A 15,262-nucleotide genomic window follows, 5' to 3' on the forward strand; every position below is an offset into this window, starting at 1 on the left:
GCAAGGGACTTTGACTCCCTCATGCGTTGGTTCGAATCCAGCTACCCCAGTTAAAAACTTGAGCCGGCGTGGCGGAATTGGCAGACGCGCTGGACTCAAAATCCAGTGTCCTCACGGACGTGCCGGTTCGACCCCGGCCGCCGGTATAGCTTAAGTTTTAGAAACGTTGGTTTATCAGCGTTTCTTTTATTTTTGGTCAACTTTTGGTCAACTTTGCACTTTTTCATTTAGCCGAGACAATAGATTTCTTACTTTATTATTCTCTTCATCTGCTTTTTCTTTGATTAAATGTCCATAAGTTTCTGTTATTTCAGTTATATCCTTATGACCCATAAGCTTTGAAACAGCCCAAATATCAATCCCCATTGCTAGAAGAGAACTGCAATAACTATGCCTTAACCCTGTACTTGTCATATTTAATGGTTTAATATTCAACTCCTGGAGTATATTTTTAAGCCATTTATTCACCGTATTATTGCTACTTATACCATTGAATAAATCAAAAAAAACTACATTGTCTGGATTTTCTAGTCCATAGAATGGCAATAATTCTTCCTGAATATTTTTCAAATTTCTAAGGATCTCTATAACTTTAAAGTCAACTGGAATAAATCGGATAGAGTCCTCAGTTTTAGGCTTTGTCCATCGTCTTCTTACTGTATCATAACGACGATAGGTACGGATACCTTGACGCTCCCAGAGAACACAATCCCAACTCAATCCCGAAACTTCACCAGCCCGCAGCCCTGTTTTTAGTTGCACATATAGCTGGAAAGGAACTACAGATTTTCTATAATCCAATTGTTCTTCAAGATAAACTGCTAAGCGTGCATAATCTTTTAGACTATGAATATACCTATCTTTCTTCCCTTTAGGAGAAGGTCGCCCAGACAATATAACTCCTTCAGCAAAATCATGAATATTAATCTTATCCCTTTTTGCAAAAATAATGACTTTCTTAATTTCAGAGTTTAAACGGCTAACATTATCCCGACTATTTGTTCTAGCATAAACATTTATAATTTCCTGGTATTCACTTGATCGAATATCACATACCGGCTTATCCTGGAAATACTTCTGTATAATCTTCCCACGGAATCTATGTTTGTTTAAAGCAGATTCTGATTTTCCTAAAGGTAGAATCTGTAATTCAAACCAACGCTCCCATAACTGATACAGAGTAACTTCTCTATCAACGACTACTCCATTTTTTACTTTCATCTCAAAAGCAAGAGCTTCAATCTGAGCTTCTTTCTTTGTTCGAAAACCAGAATTAGATGCAATCACTTTCTTTTTACTGTCAAAGACCCTATAGTCCCATAATTTCTTCTTACCTCGCTGTCTATATGATATAGCCATATTTACCCCTTCCTAAAAAAGCGATAATCAAGACTTTGTCTCGACTATTATATCATGCTCCAATAAGAATTTCCCGAAAATTCTTTTCAAAGTATTCCTTTGTTTTTGAAGCTAAAAACAAATATTTCCCACCCTGAGCGCTTGGATACTTAACAAAACCTTTGGGATTTTGTTCAATATCAATTTCCTGTTTAATCGATGGCCGATAAAGGATATGTTCAATTAACCAAGGACGACTAACTGAAAGCAGCTCCAAAAGCTCACTCATGGTCATATATTTCCCTTTGTTAGCATTCTTTTTCAGCTCCTCATACTCTCCCTTTTCAATAATGACTTTATCTTCTGGAAGAGCAATAGTAATATTTTCTAAATTAACAATCAATTTATTCATAGTTTGTCTCACCTTTCACAAAATAATAAGCAAGCCTATTTCTTAGACTTGCTTATTAATGTCCCTCTACATACCAAAACTGCTTAGCCGTATTGGCATCGAAAACCCTGTAGCCCACTGTCATAGCTGGCACCCCAACAACATTCATTTCAGAAATCAAGACTGAACCGTCAGACCTAACCTCCTCACAAAATGCCACGTGGCCATAAGTAGGATCAGAGCCAGCCTGCCCCTGGACAAACGAGACAGCAGTATGCTTCTTGGGCGTATGACTAGATTTATAACCAGCTTTTTGCCACCACTGACCGCCATTTCCCATGTAAGAATCAAACTGGATATCGAGCTGTTTTGCCCTGTTAAACACGTACCATGTACACTGGCCTGCTGGATAAGAGCCACTACCATCATAAGCATGACCGTCATACTGGCTGATATTCCCCCAGCCCTCTGGTACAGCTACCGAGCTAGAACCTGTATTATTATCCTGATTAAAGGTTGCTTGGCCATCCTTTAAAATATCATAGATAACCTCCGCCCATTGTTCAATATCACTGACTTTGGTCTGAGAATCACTGATTGCTACTCCCTCATAATATTGCGACCAATCTCGGGCTGCTTGCTTAGGATCTGTGCTAGGTCCAACCTTTTCGACCACTTGGGCATAATGCCCCTCTAATTCAGCACTCATCAGGTCTATTTGGATTTGCTTATCTAGCTTTTTTTCTTTGGCTTGGGCCCAGCGATCACCATTAATGGTACTGGACCACCCAGACCACTGATAGAAACCGGCAACACCACCACTAGGATTAACGGCTGTATGATCAAAGCCGCATTCCCGATAAGCTACAGCCAGACTGCCACTTGTCCCCTGTAAGGTGAAGTGGTGCTGGTTCATTAGCCGGGCTCCAAAATCTAAAGCAGTCTGTGCATTTTCTTCACTCAACTGACGGCCCGTCTTCTCTGTAAATTTCTGGGCAAACTCTTGGGCAGAAACAGAAATCCCTCCAGAAGTAGCCGAATAAGTTTGAGAATCAACTGAACCACTGCCAATCACCAGAAAAACAAGAGTAAAGAAAAGGACTGAAACAGTCCCTAACCCGATTAGTCCTCGCTTAATTGCTTTCATTTTACCCCTTTCTCAAATAATTCATCCGCTGGATTATTTTGGTATTGCTGCTTTTGCCATTCTCGTTTCAACTTCGGTGCTGACAAACGCTCTTTCCAATCATTCTTAAATCCTGGTTCCATATTTCTACGCCTTTCATCTCGGAAACGGTCAAAGTTGATAGAATCTTGTCGCCGCTTCTCTGTACGCTCCAAGCGCTCTTGTCTACGGTATTGTCGCTCTTGATGAGCTAATTGAACTGGTGTATCAGAATCGCCAGCCAAGTCATGAACCTTAGCCCAGAAAGACTCACCTTTTGCACCAGCAAACAAGTCCTGTAAGCCTTCTGCTCGATCTTGCAACTGACGCTTGAAATCTGCCCTCCGTTGTTGAGACAGTTGCTTATCCAATGTGTCTTCCTTGCCATATCTTAAGCGGTCATAGACTTGCACTGTCCCATTTTTACCGGCCCTAAACAAGGTAGCTAGGGACTTTTTAAAACTTGCCTGAGGGGATGCCACAGGAATAGTATCAGAGGAAAAGTTAGACGGTCGAACAGTTTGACTAGGTCCATAGCTTTCTGTAGCTGTAGAAAGCTTTGGCATAGAAAAACGATCAAAATTAAACTGAGCTTTCTGAGCCAACTCCTGAGCAGAAATGGTTCCCTTGACAAAGAGACCGCCCAACAGGTGACGGCAACGATAGAGAGCAATCCAAATCAGCCCTTGAATAATAGCAGACCAAAAATAAATATCGTTCATACCGCCAGCGGCACCTTCGACCAAGCCATTGACATACAGAAAAGCTCGCACAAAGAAGAGACCAAGACCGCCTAATAAGGCAAACTGCATCAGTTTCTTACCTGCGTTGCCAAGAACTTGTTCAAAACCTGGAATCATAGCAATAAAGAGCAAAATAACCGAACAAACAATCATCAGTAAAGCAAGATATTTAAAGACAATTGAGATTAACCCAATGACAATTAAAGCAAAGCCAATAACCAGCGCTTTTATAAAGGCCGCAAAGGCTGTGAAAATCTTGACACCAACCGAACCAAAAGAAACTTGTTCAATTTTTTCATTTTTTTTAGCAAATGTTTCAACATCCTTTGGATCACCTTTTGTTACAAATAACTCTTTAATTTTATCTTCTGTTACAACATTTTTATCCGTTGTATTAAAATTAAGGGCTAAAAACGGCTCATAAACCAATTTGTCGAAAATTGCATTTTTAACAGAATCAATATTATTCTTGCCATTTTGACTAGACAAGGTTGCATTATCTGCATCAATAGTATCAAATCCTTTTATAGCAGTAGAAGTCATATCTTGTCCCAGTCCGTCTGCCATCTTAACTAGGACTGAAAGATTATAACTTGCAGGTACTTGGGAATCACCATAATTAGGCTGAAAGTATGCTGGCTGATAAAGTAAGGCCGCCACAAACCAGACCAAAAGAAAGCGGAAAGACCAAATAGGAAACCGACGAGTTTTGAAAAATTCTGTCAGGCCACCAAAAAGAGCCAATCCATAAACCAGATATTTGTAATCCGTCATGAAAGTATTGAAAAAGTTAGCCGAGAAACCAACAACCTTATCTAGCTCTTTATAAGTGTTCGCTGTAAAAACCTGTTCCAAAATGATGATAACTAAGCAATAGATTGCTTTGACCAAGAAAAAGATTCCTTGAGCAATTGCATTGACGGCTTTAGGAAAAAGATCATCAGAATTAAAGAAGCCACCTTCTACATAAATGTAAGAAGTCAGCTTAGACATATCTGCTGGATTGACTGTTTCTCTGGCATTGTCCAGGTATTCCTGAGCTTCCTCCCGTGCTTTGGCATCATCTAGCTTACTTCCCACTTGTTCATTGTAGTTATTTTGAGTTGTTTTCAGCCCCTGAATTTGAGAAGCATCTTCCTTGTCCTTGTTCTGTTCAATATACTTATTAATATCTTCTATATCTTCCCCAGCTTTTTTAATATCCTTGGTAGAAGCATTTTTGTTCTTAAGGGTTTTGTCAACATTTTCAGCTTTCTTTTGAATAGATTGATAATCGTCATCTTTTTCGATTTTTTTTTCGTCTTTTTTCTTTTTTTCCTCCTTTTTCTTTTTATTCTGAGCCTCTCTAGACTGCGCTTCCTGTATATTAGGAGGAGCATATCCAGTATTGGAATTATTCTGTGAAGTGTTCGTATTAAATCCGTTGGCTCCTGGTTGAGGAGCTCCAGTTCCAGTATTAGAAGCAGGAGTATTTGTATTAAAATTATTTGCACCTGGCATCGGAGCACCGTTGGCATATACAAGAACTACGGGAAAACATGTTAAGGTGAGGATGAAGAAAATCCATTTCATCCGTTTCTTGTTCATTAAGCCACCTCCTCTTTTTGATTTTCTTGATTGCGAACGGTTCTGAAAAGTTCACTAACTTCTGGGAAAAATAGACCATCAACGGTAATCCGTTCTACCCGACCATGCGTATCTTTCATGAGACATTGGGCCTTGGTCAAATTATCAAACCAGGCCTTACTATCTTCTGTCACCTCCACTTTGAGACGAGAGAGGACCTTTTCAGCAGATCCAGGAGTATCATTATGGAAACAAAGATAAGTTCCAAATGATGTTGCTTCTCCGTCTGCTCGGTTGGAATCCTCCGGCAGTTGAGAAGTAAAAACATAGAAATTATTTTGAGAGCGGCCAACCCGTTTGATCCGGTCCTGGAGGCCTCGGCCATAAGCTGTGATACTCAATACCCAGGCTTCATCTTGACCAATTACAGTTTTTTGTCCGTAATCTCGTTCACCAAATTTAATACAAAAATCACCCAAAGCATAGAGCACCGCCATAGCTTTTCTATTTTGTAAGGTCAATTCTGAGTGTTCATCTGCTGGTAAATCCAAATGCGCAATTTCCAGAATCGTATTACGAGCAGTCAGGTCAACGGCTGAATTGGTACCGTCTGAAAAGACCAAACTCAATACAGAAGCAGTCACTTTTTCCAATAGATTCTCAGCTGTCTCTCGGACTTTCTCAACATCAGATTTCATCAATTCTTGAATGACGGACAAGGTTCCTACTTTTTCACCATTGGCCCGTTTGGCCGCAAAGACCCGAATCATCTTAGAAAGTTCAGTCTCAAATTTATCCTTACCATCCAGAGGCATGAATTCGTTGACCATTGAAAGAATCAGGTCCTTTGCCTGCTCCCCGCTTAAAAAGACCAATGGATCCAGCACTCCATGATTTTCAGGTTTTGTATAATCCAAAGTCACAAAGTGGATGCTCCGGATATAATCCTGAATTTCTGGATAGATATCCTTTTCTTCCAGCTCCTTCAAAAGTTTGTTATACCAGTAGCGCTTTTCCATTTTCGGATCAATGTAGAGCGTTTGGCAGTTCAGCAAACTAGCATAATAGAAAATGTAAGAAATGGCAAAAGTTTTCCCCTGACCAGTATCACCTGTAACAGAGATATGCGGATTATCGGTACTTTTTCCCTCTACCTTTTCATTCGCCTCCAGAATATTGACAAAGACCGGTTTGTCAGAAACGGCTATAGCCTCTTCATAACGACCGTGCCAAGAGCTCAGCTGACTGTCAATCATCCCAAAGTAAAAGCCAGTATCTTGACCAACTTTTTGAGTGACAAAAAACAAGTCTTCTGCTAAAGCTCCGACTTCATCAATTTGGATAAAGTTTTTATCCTCGGATTGAAGCAGTTCTCCAAAGCGATTTTTGGCAAACAGATATAATTGGTAAGGAGTGGCCCGAGAGATTTTGATTTTACGACTTTTCATTTCTTCCATCAGCAAGTTAATTTTCTGCTTTAAAACCCTCAAATCACTATCAAAAATGACCAAAGTCTGCAGGTAATTGAGAATAGGAATACCATCTTCAATTTTGGATTCAATATCCTCTACTAGATATTTACTCTGACCAACAGAATTTTTCTGTACACTATCTGCTTCTGCAGACTCTGTCTGAGCCCCTTTCAATTTCAAGCGAACATTACGGGCCTTGGTCCGGATATTGTTAAAGGGCAGCCCCTTGACCTTGGCAAACTTAGCCTTGGTCCAAACTTCTAACGGAAACCCTAATGACTGCACTTTTTCGATAAAATGCAGGTAGGAGGCATTTTCTGGCTTATAAGCCACTGGAAGAAAGGCTACATATTGAGAGCCTTCTTCATTTTGGAACTCCAGAACATTAATACGCTTGTAATCAATATTCTTGTCTCCCAAGTTATCAATCCAGTTTTCAACCAAATTCACTTCATATTCTTTATCAACATTCAAAGAATGTAAATATGAATAGCGATTAACAAAAATCGTCTCTCGAGTTGACAGCCGGCGATAATCGAGCAGGGATAAATCTTTTTCCAGTTCTGCCCGTTGTTTTTCGTACTTTAATTCCCACCCTTCCATTATGCTTTTTTGAAGCCCCAAGCTCTCTACCAGAAAATCAGAAGCTATATTGATAGAATCCTGGATTACTTCTTTTAGGTCCACGGAAATAGTAAAAGATTTCAGAGGAATACTGATAAAGTAATGATAGTCGCATAATTCTTTAGATGCTAACAGATAATCATAGGACTTTTCAAGGACAGAATAAGCCATTTCTTCTGTATCAGTCGCAAAGTTTTGAGAAAGCTTCTGAAATTTTTTCAGTAGGTCTTTTTGAAAAGGAAGCATGACAATATCCACATCGCCATAGTTTTTAATATTAGTTAGCCAGGCTTCAACAGATGCCTTAAATTTTTCCTTTTTGGTAAAGTCTACGGGATTAATGTCTTGGGGATTGACCTCATACAAGGCAAAGACACTGCCATCTTTTTTTAACATCAGGTTATCAACAATATCTACAATTTCATTCGTTAGTTTCACTCAATTTCCCCTCTTTCTTTAAGATATAATCTGGTTTGTAATACAAAATACCATCATTCAGATATTTCAGCTTACGTTTTCGGCCATAAACCCGATAAAATTTTAGATAGTCACGGATAAAACGACTGATTTTCTGCTGCTCAATCGTAAAATCAGATAGGACAATCCCTGAACTCCAAATGATAGGTGTCCCAACCCCAATCCAAAACGGCATAGGAATTGGAATAACTTTCGTTACAAAATTTGAAAATAGCCAATAATAAGCCAAAAACAAAAAAGCCGTCCAGCCAAGTGTAGACAGCTTGATTGCGTTAGGCAGAGAAAAACGATCGGAAAATTTTTGAATCCAAGTTGGCTGCTCAAAAGCAGAGCGATAGTGATATAATCGCTTATCTTTTTTCTCAAATGCCATTGCCTCACCCACCAATCTTGAAAAGATTGACCAGTATAGACAAGATTTCAGAGACTTTGTTCAACACCAATTCTGGTTGGTAGCAGAAAAAAGCGACGGCCAAACCAATTCCAATAGACTTCAAAATCTTTCCGCCGGACCGATCTGTTAAAAATGTAACAATACCAGCTCCTGCACCAATTCCAAGGGCACCCCAAGCCCCTACGTCTTTCAACAATAAAAGGATAACTTCTTTCATTCGTTACCTACTCTCCTTTACTTCATTTGTTTTCGGTATTTTTCAGCAATCCCATGCTCAAAACTTTGAACACGGAACGTATCATTTTCTTTGTCTACTTTCAAAATGACCACAAAGTTTTCTTGATGGGACAGTCCCAGACCGTCCGTAAAGGTAACTTGCAGTACATCTACCAGCTTATCTTTATGATCCTTATCCGTAATAAAATAAGAATAATCAATAGAGGTCAGTTTGTACCCTTCCAAGGGCTGAATATCCTTTGAAAAAGGGGTTAGCTGTGTTTTATCACCGCTGGCATAAGCTGTAAACAAAGCTTGAACATACTCTTTGGCTTTACCAAACTCTTGTTTGCTATCCTGCTGGTCCTGCAAGTGGATACCAGCTTTTACATTTTTGGCCGCATAAGAATTTTCCTTAGTGAAATAAGGCAAGTCTGAAACATAGAATTTATTATCCTTAACGGCATAAGGGATATGAAGCAAGCCATAGTTTGGTTGCCATTCCTCCCCTGCCTTAACAGAATAAGTGACCCGATAAGTCGCTAAATTATCTGCTACCTCTACTAAGGTAGCGCCTGTTAGCTGACTATCCATTCGGTTGTTTTCTGTGTTTTTAATGTCAATGCCTGATCCGTAGTATTCCTTGAGTTTGGCTTGATTTTCAGCATTATTTTCTGAGAAGTAAACATTTAAAAATTCCATCATAAAAAGACTGACCTGATTAGAATAGGTCCGAGAATTTTTGTTTGTTACCTGGATCTCGTTTTTATCATTCCTCAAACTACGAAAGGTGTTGGAAACAATGGTTAGGGTTGATAAGAGTACGACCCCAGCCACAAAGCCCAGAAGCAAACGATTAGCCGCCTTCTGGCTGATTTTCCGGGGCTTCAGCTCTACCTTGCTTTTGTTTGGTTTGGGAAACTTTACTTTCCCAACCTCCTTTTTTAGTTGAGAAAACCATTTTTTTACATTCAAATTTATTCTCCTTTACATATATTTTCCACTAAAACGGACATTTTTAAAATTGTCTGCTAAAACGGAAAGTTAGTTAACGCTAGGCCGGAACCAGATTAAGAACAAGCTCATCGTAAGCCTCAATGTCGCCCATCACGGCATCCATCTGTTGCTTCGTAATCCTAGCTTGGTCTACATATTCCTGTAGTTCCCGGAAGCACCAATAAACCGCTTCGCCGTACGATAAGTCATCCTCAATCAATTCCCCGTCATCACGCCAAACTGAGTAAGGATTTTCTTCTTTCGAAAAATCCTTATGAATAGTGTAAACAGGCATGCTTACCTCCTTTCTTCATTCACATGATACATAGAACCCTTTGCTGGTATTAAGTACCACTCCCTGATCTATATAAGCCTGGATGGCCCTAACCCAGCTGGAAGCCTGGAAGAAAAATTCCACTACGCTATCCATATCAGCCCCCTCCAGGAGCTGCTTCATCAAAGCAGTCTCATCTCTAGAAACAAAGCGGTAGTAGTGGCTCATGATAAAGCTGGGAGATTGATGATGTTTTAACATGTGTTGTACCAAGAAATCATCCCCGTCGTACAACTCCAGGATCACTTTTTTTAAAAGATAGGCTTCCTGCAGGGACATGATTGAATCAACTTCCCAATCAGAAAAGCCACAAATGAAAAAGGAATCTTCCTTAATTCCTCTTTCTTCCATTCTGGCCAATACCGCCTCTTTACTGAATTTCATCAAATCCAACTGGCATAAAGACCGGCTATTGCCATCCGTCAGCACCCGAATATTTGCAATCATTTGTCCTCCTCAGTCATTCTCCTTTCATACTGTAAAATTTCTTCCCAAGTCAACCATTCAGGCTTTTCACCCTCTGGAAATTTCTTCCACAATTTTTTCATTTCCGCAATCTGATCCGGGACATTACCAGCCCAAAGATGCCCCTCATACCGACCGCCATAACCTAAAAAATAGTCACAGTCTGTCTGTAATCTACTTAACATCATATAATCAAAATGATAAGGATTTTGGCGGTTTTTGTAATCTTCCAAGTAGGCTTTTAGCTCAGATAATTCCAAAAAACCGTCCAGACCGTAACCAAAAGTATCATCTTCCTCTGGCAAGACATAGAGTTGGCCTTTGAAAGATTCTGTCACTCCGATTTTTTCCAAAGCGCTAATCTGAAAAGGCAAGGGGAAACGCCCCCTTTGTCCCGTCTCCGTATTTGTCACAATCGCAAATTCCATGTCACCGACTCCTAAACAAGGGCCGCTAGTCGCTTGCCAGTACCGTACATGCTTTGAGAAATGGTGTTTAATTTCTCATTTTGCCTGTAGTAGATCCGCAGTTGAGTCTGGATTTCCCGGATCTGATCAATCGGAAGGGCAATCACCATGTCCCCTTTTAACTTACTGTTAAGCGTTCCTGCAATCGTATAGGCTTCCCGGTAATTGTGAGCAATCAATAGTTCTGAAAGCTGGGCTGTCAATGATAAAATTTCTTTTTCCAAAGTTCCTTGTGCCATTCTTGTACCTCATTTCTAGTATTTTATCCATAAATAACTATCTTATGGATGGGCTTCTAATAATGAATTCTTTTCCCATTTCCTTTATGCTCCTTTTTTCTTTAATTCAAAAATATAAGCCTTATATATGACATTAAAAATATCCGCCACCAACTTTTGCGGAATATTTGAACGCTCATTATAAGACTTGGAGAAATTTTTCAAAGTCATTTCTGGCTTAATAATTTCTTTTTTTAGATTAAGATAGACATTACTTGCAAATGTCGTCCTCTTTTGCAAAGGATAGTCATAATTGTTGTACCTAGTTAAATTTTTATATGGAATTTTGAAACCAATAATATCTTCAATATACGGCCATAAACGATCACCTGCAGGGTTTTCAATGACCCAAAACAGAGGATTGTAACGCTTAATAATTTCAATCGTATTAAAAGCGGTCAATTCTCCATTGATTCGTTTCAAGAACTGGTGCTCATATCGGTAATTGATAGGAGCTTTTTCATAGTCATCATTGGAACGAATAGTAAAAGGAGACGGCTGCACCTGAGGAGCAAATAGACTGTCTGATACATCATTTCGTTTCCAACAGGCATTACCCTGATCCATAGCGGAAGCATTAGACCAGCTCTCACAGGGTGGACTGGCAATAATCAAATCAGGCCTAGGTAACTGATCCAGCGTTTCAAACATCTTATTATCTCCGAAAAGCCGTCCATAATCCGCAAGATCCAGACTAATAAAATGCTCATTCTTGCCTTCAATGTCTATCCCAACAGGATAAATATCAATGTTTGTCTCCTTGGAATCATTTAGAGCCTGAACACCTTTTGTATAACTGCCATTGCCACTGTCAAAAAGCGCCCAAACTGTCATTTGTTTCATACACTCCCCCCTCTGTCTAACTGCAATCGACCCAAACCAGAAACTTTTAGAAACTCTCTCAGTTCTGAGAGCAACCGACGAATCATTCTATGCCTATCAATCGTTATTCGCAAAAAATACTCTTGAACAGATTCCTCATAGGAGAAAAGAGAGAGAAGCAGCTCCTGCTTTTTTTCCAAAGCTAGATCATCCAGCGCCTGCAGGTAAGCCCGTGTTTGGTTCTTGAATTTGAGAGCAACCGCACGATCATTCAGATAGGCAGAAGAATAACGCTTCTGACGTAGAAGATTTAGCTCCTGGCGCATTTCCTGATACTGAAAACTAGAAACTTCCGGCTCATAGTATTCCCGATTAGGAATCGCCAGGACCACATTAACCAACAAGCCTGTATAATTGCCATAAGCTTCATAGTATGCTTTTAAATAAGCCTCAATCATAGGACCGCCTTTCTTACTAAGTTTTCATAGGAATCCGCATAACCTTCCTCCTCGATTAGAGAAAGAAACTGTTTCTCATCATCATCTGAAAGCACCGCCTCCCGGATAATCTGAGATAATTTTTTGACCCCTCGGATTTCCTCCAACATCAAGACCCTTTTTAAGGTACGGGCCACACTCCGCTCAATCCAACGATATTCCTTGACTCCTATTTCACAAAGCTCAGGACACATGACGAACTTAAAAGCCTCATAGGATCCCATCAAGGCATACCAATCCGAATCCAACTGCCGGCCGCCTCTGGTCTGCTTATAGACATGGATTTTATCATTGATTAGACCAACTGCTCTGCCGGCCACATCAAATTGATAACTTTCCGCCCACTCTTTCACAAACTGGTTAGCCGCTTCATCATTGAGACGGACCTCATACCGATTTTTAAATTGGTAATACTCACGGACAAACTCCACAGGCACATCCAACTTACCCGCTTGCTCCAGGTCTTTCTCATAAAAGTTGAAAAAGACAGGAGAATTTCTTGACCCAAAATAAAAAGACTTGCCTTGAGACTGGCTTCCAGATGACTTATCTACCAACTGGAATGATTTTGCTTTTGTCTCAATCAAGCCTTTATCGTAACGGTCTTTTAAATCAGGCAGAGGATAGTTGCCCTCTGGATTGTATAGCTCATCTAAAGCGATATCCAAGCGAGTAAACTTCAAAAAATCCGCTGCAGCTTCTGGAGAAGCCGTAGATTTTTGGGCAAAGCTGACGCAAGAACAAACAAAATCCTTCCAGTCTCGCTTTTGTTCTGTCTGCAGGTAGTATTCAAACTGACGGCAGCCAGCCCCCGAAAACTCTACCAAGGTTCCCATGTGATGATCATTCTCTGACCAGTAAATATTGATATTTTGGAACTCAATCTTATAATGATAAGAATAAAGGCCCTTTTTTTGTTCGGAAAATTGTTTTTCCCCCAGGCGCAATACCTTATCAATAATGGTCTTATAATCTAAGGTTTTAAATCGAACCCGCAGATAGTCAATCTTTCCTTCTAACCGGGTTCCCTTGAGTTTCTGCTGGTTGAAAAATAGCCGCTGAAACTTTTTCTGGGAAACCTTGGGAAGTTCCCGCTCCCCAATCTCGATTTTCTTATAAGTGTTATAGTTTACATCTAGGAGCGCTGAAAATTCTTTCAGCGAAAAGCCCAGGTGTCGGCGGATTCGCTTCAATTCTTTGTAATCAAACATAGTCCTCACTTTCTTACTAATTTTATCAGCTATTTAGGGCGAAATTCCTTGAGCTGACACTATTTTTCACACTTTCTTGTACCTACCCCTACCCCCGTATTACCAAACGGGGGTAGGAAGGTTTCAGCCTGCCCTGGGCAGGCCTCACCACTCCGGCTTGTGCAGCCGTGCGGCCGTGCTTTCCCGCCCAGGCGGGCACTGCACTCACTGCACAGCACCGGATGCTAATTCCTCCTGACGGTCCACTATCCGCTTGACAACGACCTTATAGGTGTCATTAGTCAACTCTTTATCCGCCATAATCTGGACTAACAAGTTCTGGACCTGGTCAGACAGGGCAGCACCTGCAGAAGATTCCACCTCATAGCCGTTTTCTACCAGTAGTTCCATGATTTTTCTGGCCGTAGACAAAGGCAAATCATTCTCTTTAGCAAAATCAGCTAGGCTTGTTTGTTGAGCCATAGCCTCAACTGGCAAACTTGGGAGTCCTTCTTTGTTTTTTTCTAAAGGATTGAAAGGATTGGCAATTCTAGGATAGGCTTCATAGACATCATAGAAATTAAAATCCTTAGTGACCAATGGGCTGTAGTACTCCTGGGCCAACTCACCGACAACGGCCGCATAACCACGGTAAACCCGCTTACCGGCTAGGCGAGTATAATTTTTAAACCGTTTGTTTTTATTCTCATCCCCGAACATCATCGGATACCCAGTATCACTGAGTTTTCCGATTGAGATATGGAACATCATATTGTCCCGAATGATAGTCGGGAGATCCTGGGCGCTAGGTTTTTGCATGAGCTTAATCAGAAAGACCCCGGCTTGCCGGCCCTGTAAAATCAACTGCTTGTCTGCAGCCATAAAGCGCTCCCTTAATACATAGTTTCCGCTCTCCATGGAAGCAACCAAGGAATTAAATTCATCACAGAGAATAAAATAAGGCTCTAACCCATACTTATCAAAAGAACCCAATTCTTTTTCTCCCCGTTCAGCGGCCAGCTTCCGCATGGTAGCCATCCGATTATGCATAATCTCTACACCATTTTCAAAACACGATACAATCTTTTCTGTATCGTAATGGATTCTGCCTTTCAAAACCTCCAGGTTTTCCAAGGGAACAAAATCAGCCCGCTTGGGATCGCAGGCATCCACTACACCAATTTTGAGCAGGGCAATGAGGACGGCACGGATAAAAGTTGTTTTCCCGCCACCAGTTCCTCCAGCAACAAGCAAATGGGGGGATTCAACAAAATTCCACCATAGATTTTTAGCCAGTTTGATTCCTTTTTTGGGATCATAAGTGACCTCGCTAGCATGGATCCGATTGAGAAAGGCAGCATAGGCTAATTGATAGACAACAAACTTTTCCCCGTCTACCTTATCCATAAAATCCATAAAGAAGGCTGTTTCAAACTCTGAACCCAAATTCAGAAACTGCTCTTGAAATTTATTTCCCTGGAGTTCCAGGGAAATAAACAACTCATAAGACTTCTGTTTTACATAGACTTTCGGAAAGGCAATTTTTCTTTTTGCCCCCTTTTCTGTCTTTTTTTCCTTCTCTATATAAAAACTATGATCCTTGAGAAAGCGGGCCATGATATACAAGCGGATACACTTCTTGTAAAAGAGAAAACGCTCCTCAAAATAACGGTGTAAGAATCTTGTTAAGAACGGAACCAGCAGTAGTAAACTACCAAGAAAGACCAGGAGCACCTTATCCATATCCATCAACCGCTCCAGGTTACAATAAGCCAAAAAAGCTATCCCTAACAAAAAGATAAGACTAATAAATCCTTGCAAAATCGC

General features: G+C 40.4%; 16 protein-coding genes and 1 tRNA gene. 1 reads left to right on the forward strand and 16 read right to left on the reverse strand.

Annotated features, from left to right (window positions below):
- Window positions 1-62: 62 nt before the first annotated feature.
- Window positions 63-146: transfer RNA gene (locus RWX26_RS06735), tRNA-Leu, on the forward strand.
- 61 nt (window positions 147-207) lie between these two features.
- Here RWX26_RS06735 and RWX26_RS06740 read toward each other — a convergent pair.
- The 16 genes from RWX26_RS06740 to RWX26_RS06815 all read right to left on the reverse strand — a co-directional run bounded on the left by RWX26_RS06740 (window position 208) and on the right by RWX26_RS06815 (window position 15,184).
- Window positions 208-1,359 carry a site-specific integrase gene (locus tag RWX26_RS06740; protein WP_002927227.1) on the reverse strand — a complete coding sequence of 384 codons (1,152 nt, stop codon included), beginning with the start codon at window positions 1,357-1,359 and terminating at the stop codon, window positions 208-210.
- Window positions 1,360-1,411: 52 nt separating this feature from the next.
- A complete protein-coding gene (locus RWX26_RS06745; RefSeq protein ID WP_002927224.1) occupies window positions 1,412-1,750 on the reverse strand; it encodes a DUF771 domain-containing protein in 339 nt (112 codons plus the stop codon).
- Between the two features lie 55 nt (window positions 1,751-1,805).
- Entirely contained in the window at window positions 1,806-2,876 is a 1,071-nt protein-coding gene (locus RWX26_RS06750) for a phage tail tip lysozyme (RefSeq protein WP_002927219.1), read from the reverse strand.
- Window positions 2,873-5,224: a hypothetical protein gene (locus RWX26_RS06755; RefSeq protein ID WP_314580256.1), complete on the reverse strand. Its 2,352-nt coding sequence runs from the start codon at window positions 5,222-5,224 to the stop codon at window positions 2,873-2,875. The genes RWX26_RS06750 and RWX26_RS06755 overlap by 4 nt, the downstream gene beginning before the upstream one ends.
- Complete coding sequence (locus tag RWX26_RS06760) at window positions 5,224-7,737, reverse strand: ATP-binding protein (RefSeq protein WP_314580258.1); 2,514 nt, start codon at window positions 7,735-7,737, stop codon at window positions 5,224-5,226. Before RWX26_RS06760 ends, RWX26_RS06755 begins: the two co-directional genes overlap by 1 nt.
- On the reverse strand, window positions 7,721-8,149 hold the full coding sequence (locus RWX26_RS06765; protein WP_032908047.1) for a TcpE family conjugal transfer membrane protein: 429 nt from the start codon (window positions 8,147-8,149) through the stop codon (window positions 7,721-7,723). Before RWX26_RS06765 ends, RWX26_RS06760 begins: the two co-directional genes overlap by 17 nt.
- A 4-nt stretch (window positions 8,150-8,153) precedes the next feature.
- Window positions 8,154-8,387: a TcpD family membrane protein gene (locus RWX26_RS06770; RefSeq protein ID WP_061595049.1), complete on the reverse strand. Its 234-nt coding sequence runs from the start codon at window positions 8,385-8,387 to the stop codon at window positions 8,154-8,156.
- A 17-nt stretch (window positions 8,388-8,404) separates the two neighbouring features.
- Window positions 8,405-9,361, reverse strand: a complete 957-nt coding sequence (locus RWX26_RS06775; RefSeq protein WP_314580261.1) for a conjugal transfer protein — start codon at window positions 9,359-9,361, stop codon at window positions 8,405-8,407.
- 79 nt (window positions 9,362-9,440) lie between these two features.
- Complete coding sequence (locus RWX26_RS06780) at window positions 9,441-9,677, reverse strand: hypothetical protein (protein WP_061592362.1); 237 nt, start codon at window positions 9,675-9,677, stop codon at window positions 9,441-9,443.
- A gap of 15 nt (window positions 9,678-9,692) precedes the next feature.
- Window positions 9,693-10,163: a hypothetical protein gene (locus RWX26_RS06785; protein WP_314580265.1), complete on the reverse strand. Its 471-nt coding sequence runs from the start codon at window positions 10,161-10,163 to the stop codon at window positions 9,693-9,695.
- Complete coding sequence (locus RWX26_RS06790; RefSeq protein ID WP_223320658.1) at window positions 10,160-10,609, reverse strand: LPD11 domain-containing protein; 450 nt, start codon at window positions 10,607-10,609, stop codon at window positions 10,160-10,162. The genes RWX26_RS06785 and RWX26_RS06790 overlap by 4 nt, the downstream gene beginning before the upstream one ends.
- Window positions 10,610-10,620: 11 nt before the next feature.
- Complete coding sequence (locus RWX26_RS06795) at window positions 10,621-10,887, reverse strand: hypothetical protein (protein ID WP_061592359.1); 267 nt, start codon at window positions 10,885-10,887, stop codon at window positions 10,621-10,623.
- An 84-nt stretch (window positions 10,888-10,971) separates the two neighbouring features.
- On the reverse strand, window positions 10,972-11,760 hold the full coding sequence (locus RWX26_RS06800) for a DNA methyltransferase (RefSeq protein WP_125445709.1): 789 nt from the start codon (window positions 11,758-11,760) through the stop codon (window positions 10,972-10,974).
- A 5-nt stretch (window positions 11,761-11,765) separates the two neighbouring features.
- Window positions 11,766-12,206, reverse strand: coding sequence for a hypothetical protein (locus tag RWX26_RS06805; RefSeq protein WP_061592357.1), 441 nt, complete (start codon window positions 12,204-12,206; stop codon window positions 11,766-11,768).
- Entirely contained in the window at window positions 12,203-13,456 is a 1,254-nt protein-coding gene (locus RWX26_RS06810; protein WP_061592356.1) for a replication initiation factor domain-containing protein, read from the reverse strand. Before RWX26_RS06810 ends, RWX26_RS06805 begins: the two co-directional genes overlap by 4 nt.
- A gap of 204 nt (window positions 13,457-13,660) precedes the next feature.
- Window positions 13,661-15,184, reverse strand: a complete 1,524-nt coding sequence (locus RWX26_RS06815) for an FtsK/SpoIIIE domain-containing protein (protein WP_314580269.1) — start codon at window positions 15,182-15,184, stop codon at window positions 13,661-13,663.
- Window positions 15,185-15,262 lie beyond the last annotated feature (78 nt).

It is taken from the genome of uncultured Streptococcus sp. (assembly GCF_963536705.1).
Classification (GTDB): domain Bacteria; phylum Bacillota; class Bacilli; order Lactobacillales; family Streptococcaceae; genus Streptococcus.

What these genes read in the sequence shown, in the direction of transcription:
- RWX26_RS06740 (WP_002927227.1), bottom strand. Translation starts at nt 1,359, where the DNA reads ATGGCTATATCATATAGACAGCGAGGTAAGAAGAAATTATGGGACTAT.
- RWX26_RS06745 (WP_002927224.1), bottom strand. Translation starts at nt 1,750, where the DNA reads ATGAATAAATTGATTGTTAATTTAGAAAATATTACTATTGCTCTTCCA.
- RWX26_RS06750 (WP_002927219.1), bottom strand. Translation starts at nt 2,876, where the DNA reads ATGAAAGCAATTAAGCGAGGACTAATCGGGTTAGGGACTGTTTCAGTC.
- RWX26_RS06755 (WP_314580256.1), bottom strand. Translation starts at nt 5,224, where the DNA reads ATGAACAAGAAACGGATGAAATGGATTTTCTTCATCCTCACCTTAACA.
- RWX26_RS06765 (WP_032908047.1), bottom strand. Translation starts at nt 8,149, where the DNA reads ATGGCATTTGAGAAAAAAGATAAGCGATTATATCACTATCGCTCTGCT.
- RWX26_RS06770 (WP_061595049.1), bottom strand. Translation starts at nt 8,387, where the DNA reads ATGAAAGAAGTTATCCTTTTATTGTTGAAAGACGTAGGGGCTTGGGGT.
- RWX26_RS06780 (WP_061592362.1), bottom strand. Translation starts at nt 9,677, where the DNA reads ATGCCTGTTTACACTATTCATAAGGATTTTTCGAAAGAAGAAAATCCT.
- RWX26_RS06785 (WP_314580265.1), bottom strand. Translation starts at nt 10,163, where the DNA reads ATGATTGCAAATATTCGGGTGCTGACGGATGGCAATAGCCGGTCTTTA.
- RWX26_RS06790 (WP_223320658.1), bottom strand. Translation starts at nt 10,609, where the DNA reads ATGGAATTTGCGATTGTGACAAATACGGAGACGGGACAAAGGGGGCGT.
- RWX26_RS06795 (WP_061592359.1), bottom strand. Translation starts at nt 10,887, where the DNA reads ATGGCACAAGGAACTTTGGAAAAAGAAATTTTATCATTGACAGCCCAG.
- RWX26_RS06800 (WP_125445709.1), bottom strand. Translation starts at nt 11,760, where the DNA reads ATGACAGTTTGGGCGCTTTTTGACAGTGGCAATGGCAGTTATACAAAA.
- RWX26_RS06805 (WP_061592357.1), bottom strand. Translation starts at nt 12,206, where the DNA reads ATGATTGAGGCTTATTTAAAAGCATACTATGAAGCTTATGGCAATTAT.
- RWX26_RS06810 (WP_061592356.1), bottom strand. Translation starts at nt 13,456, where the DNA reads ATGTTTGATTACAAAGAATTGAAGCGAATCCGCCGACACCTGGGCTTT.
- RWX26_RS06815 (WP_314580269.1), bottom strand. Translation starts at nt 15,184, where the DNA reads ATGGATATGGATAAGGTGCTCCTGGTCTTTCTTGGTAGTTTACTACTG.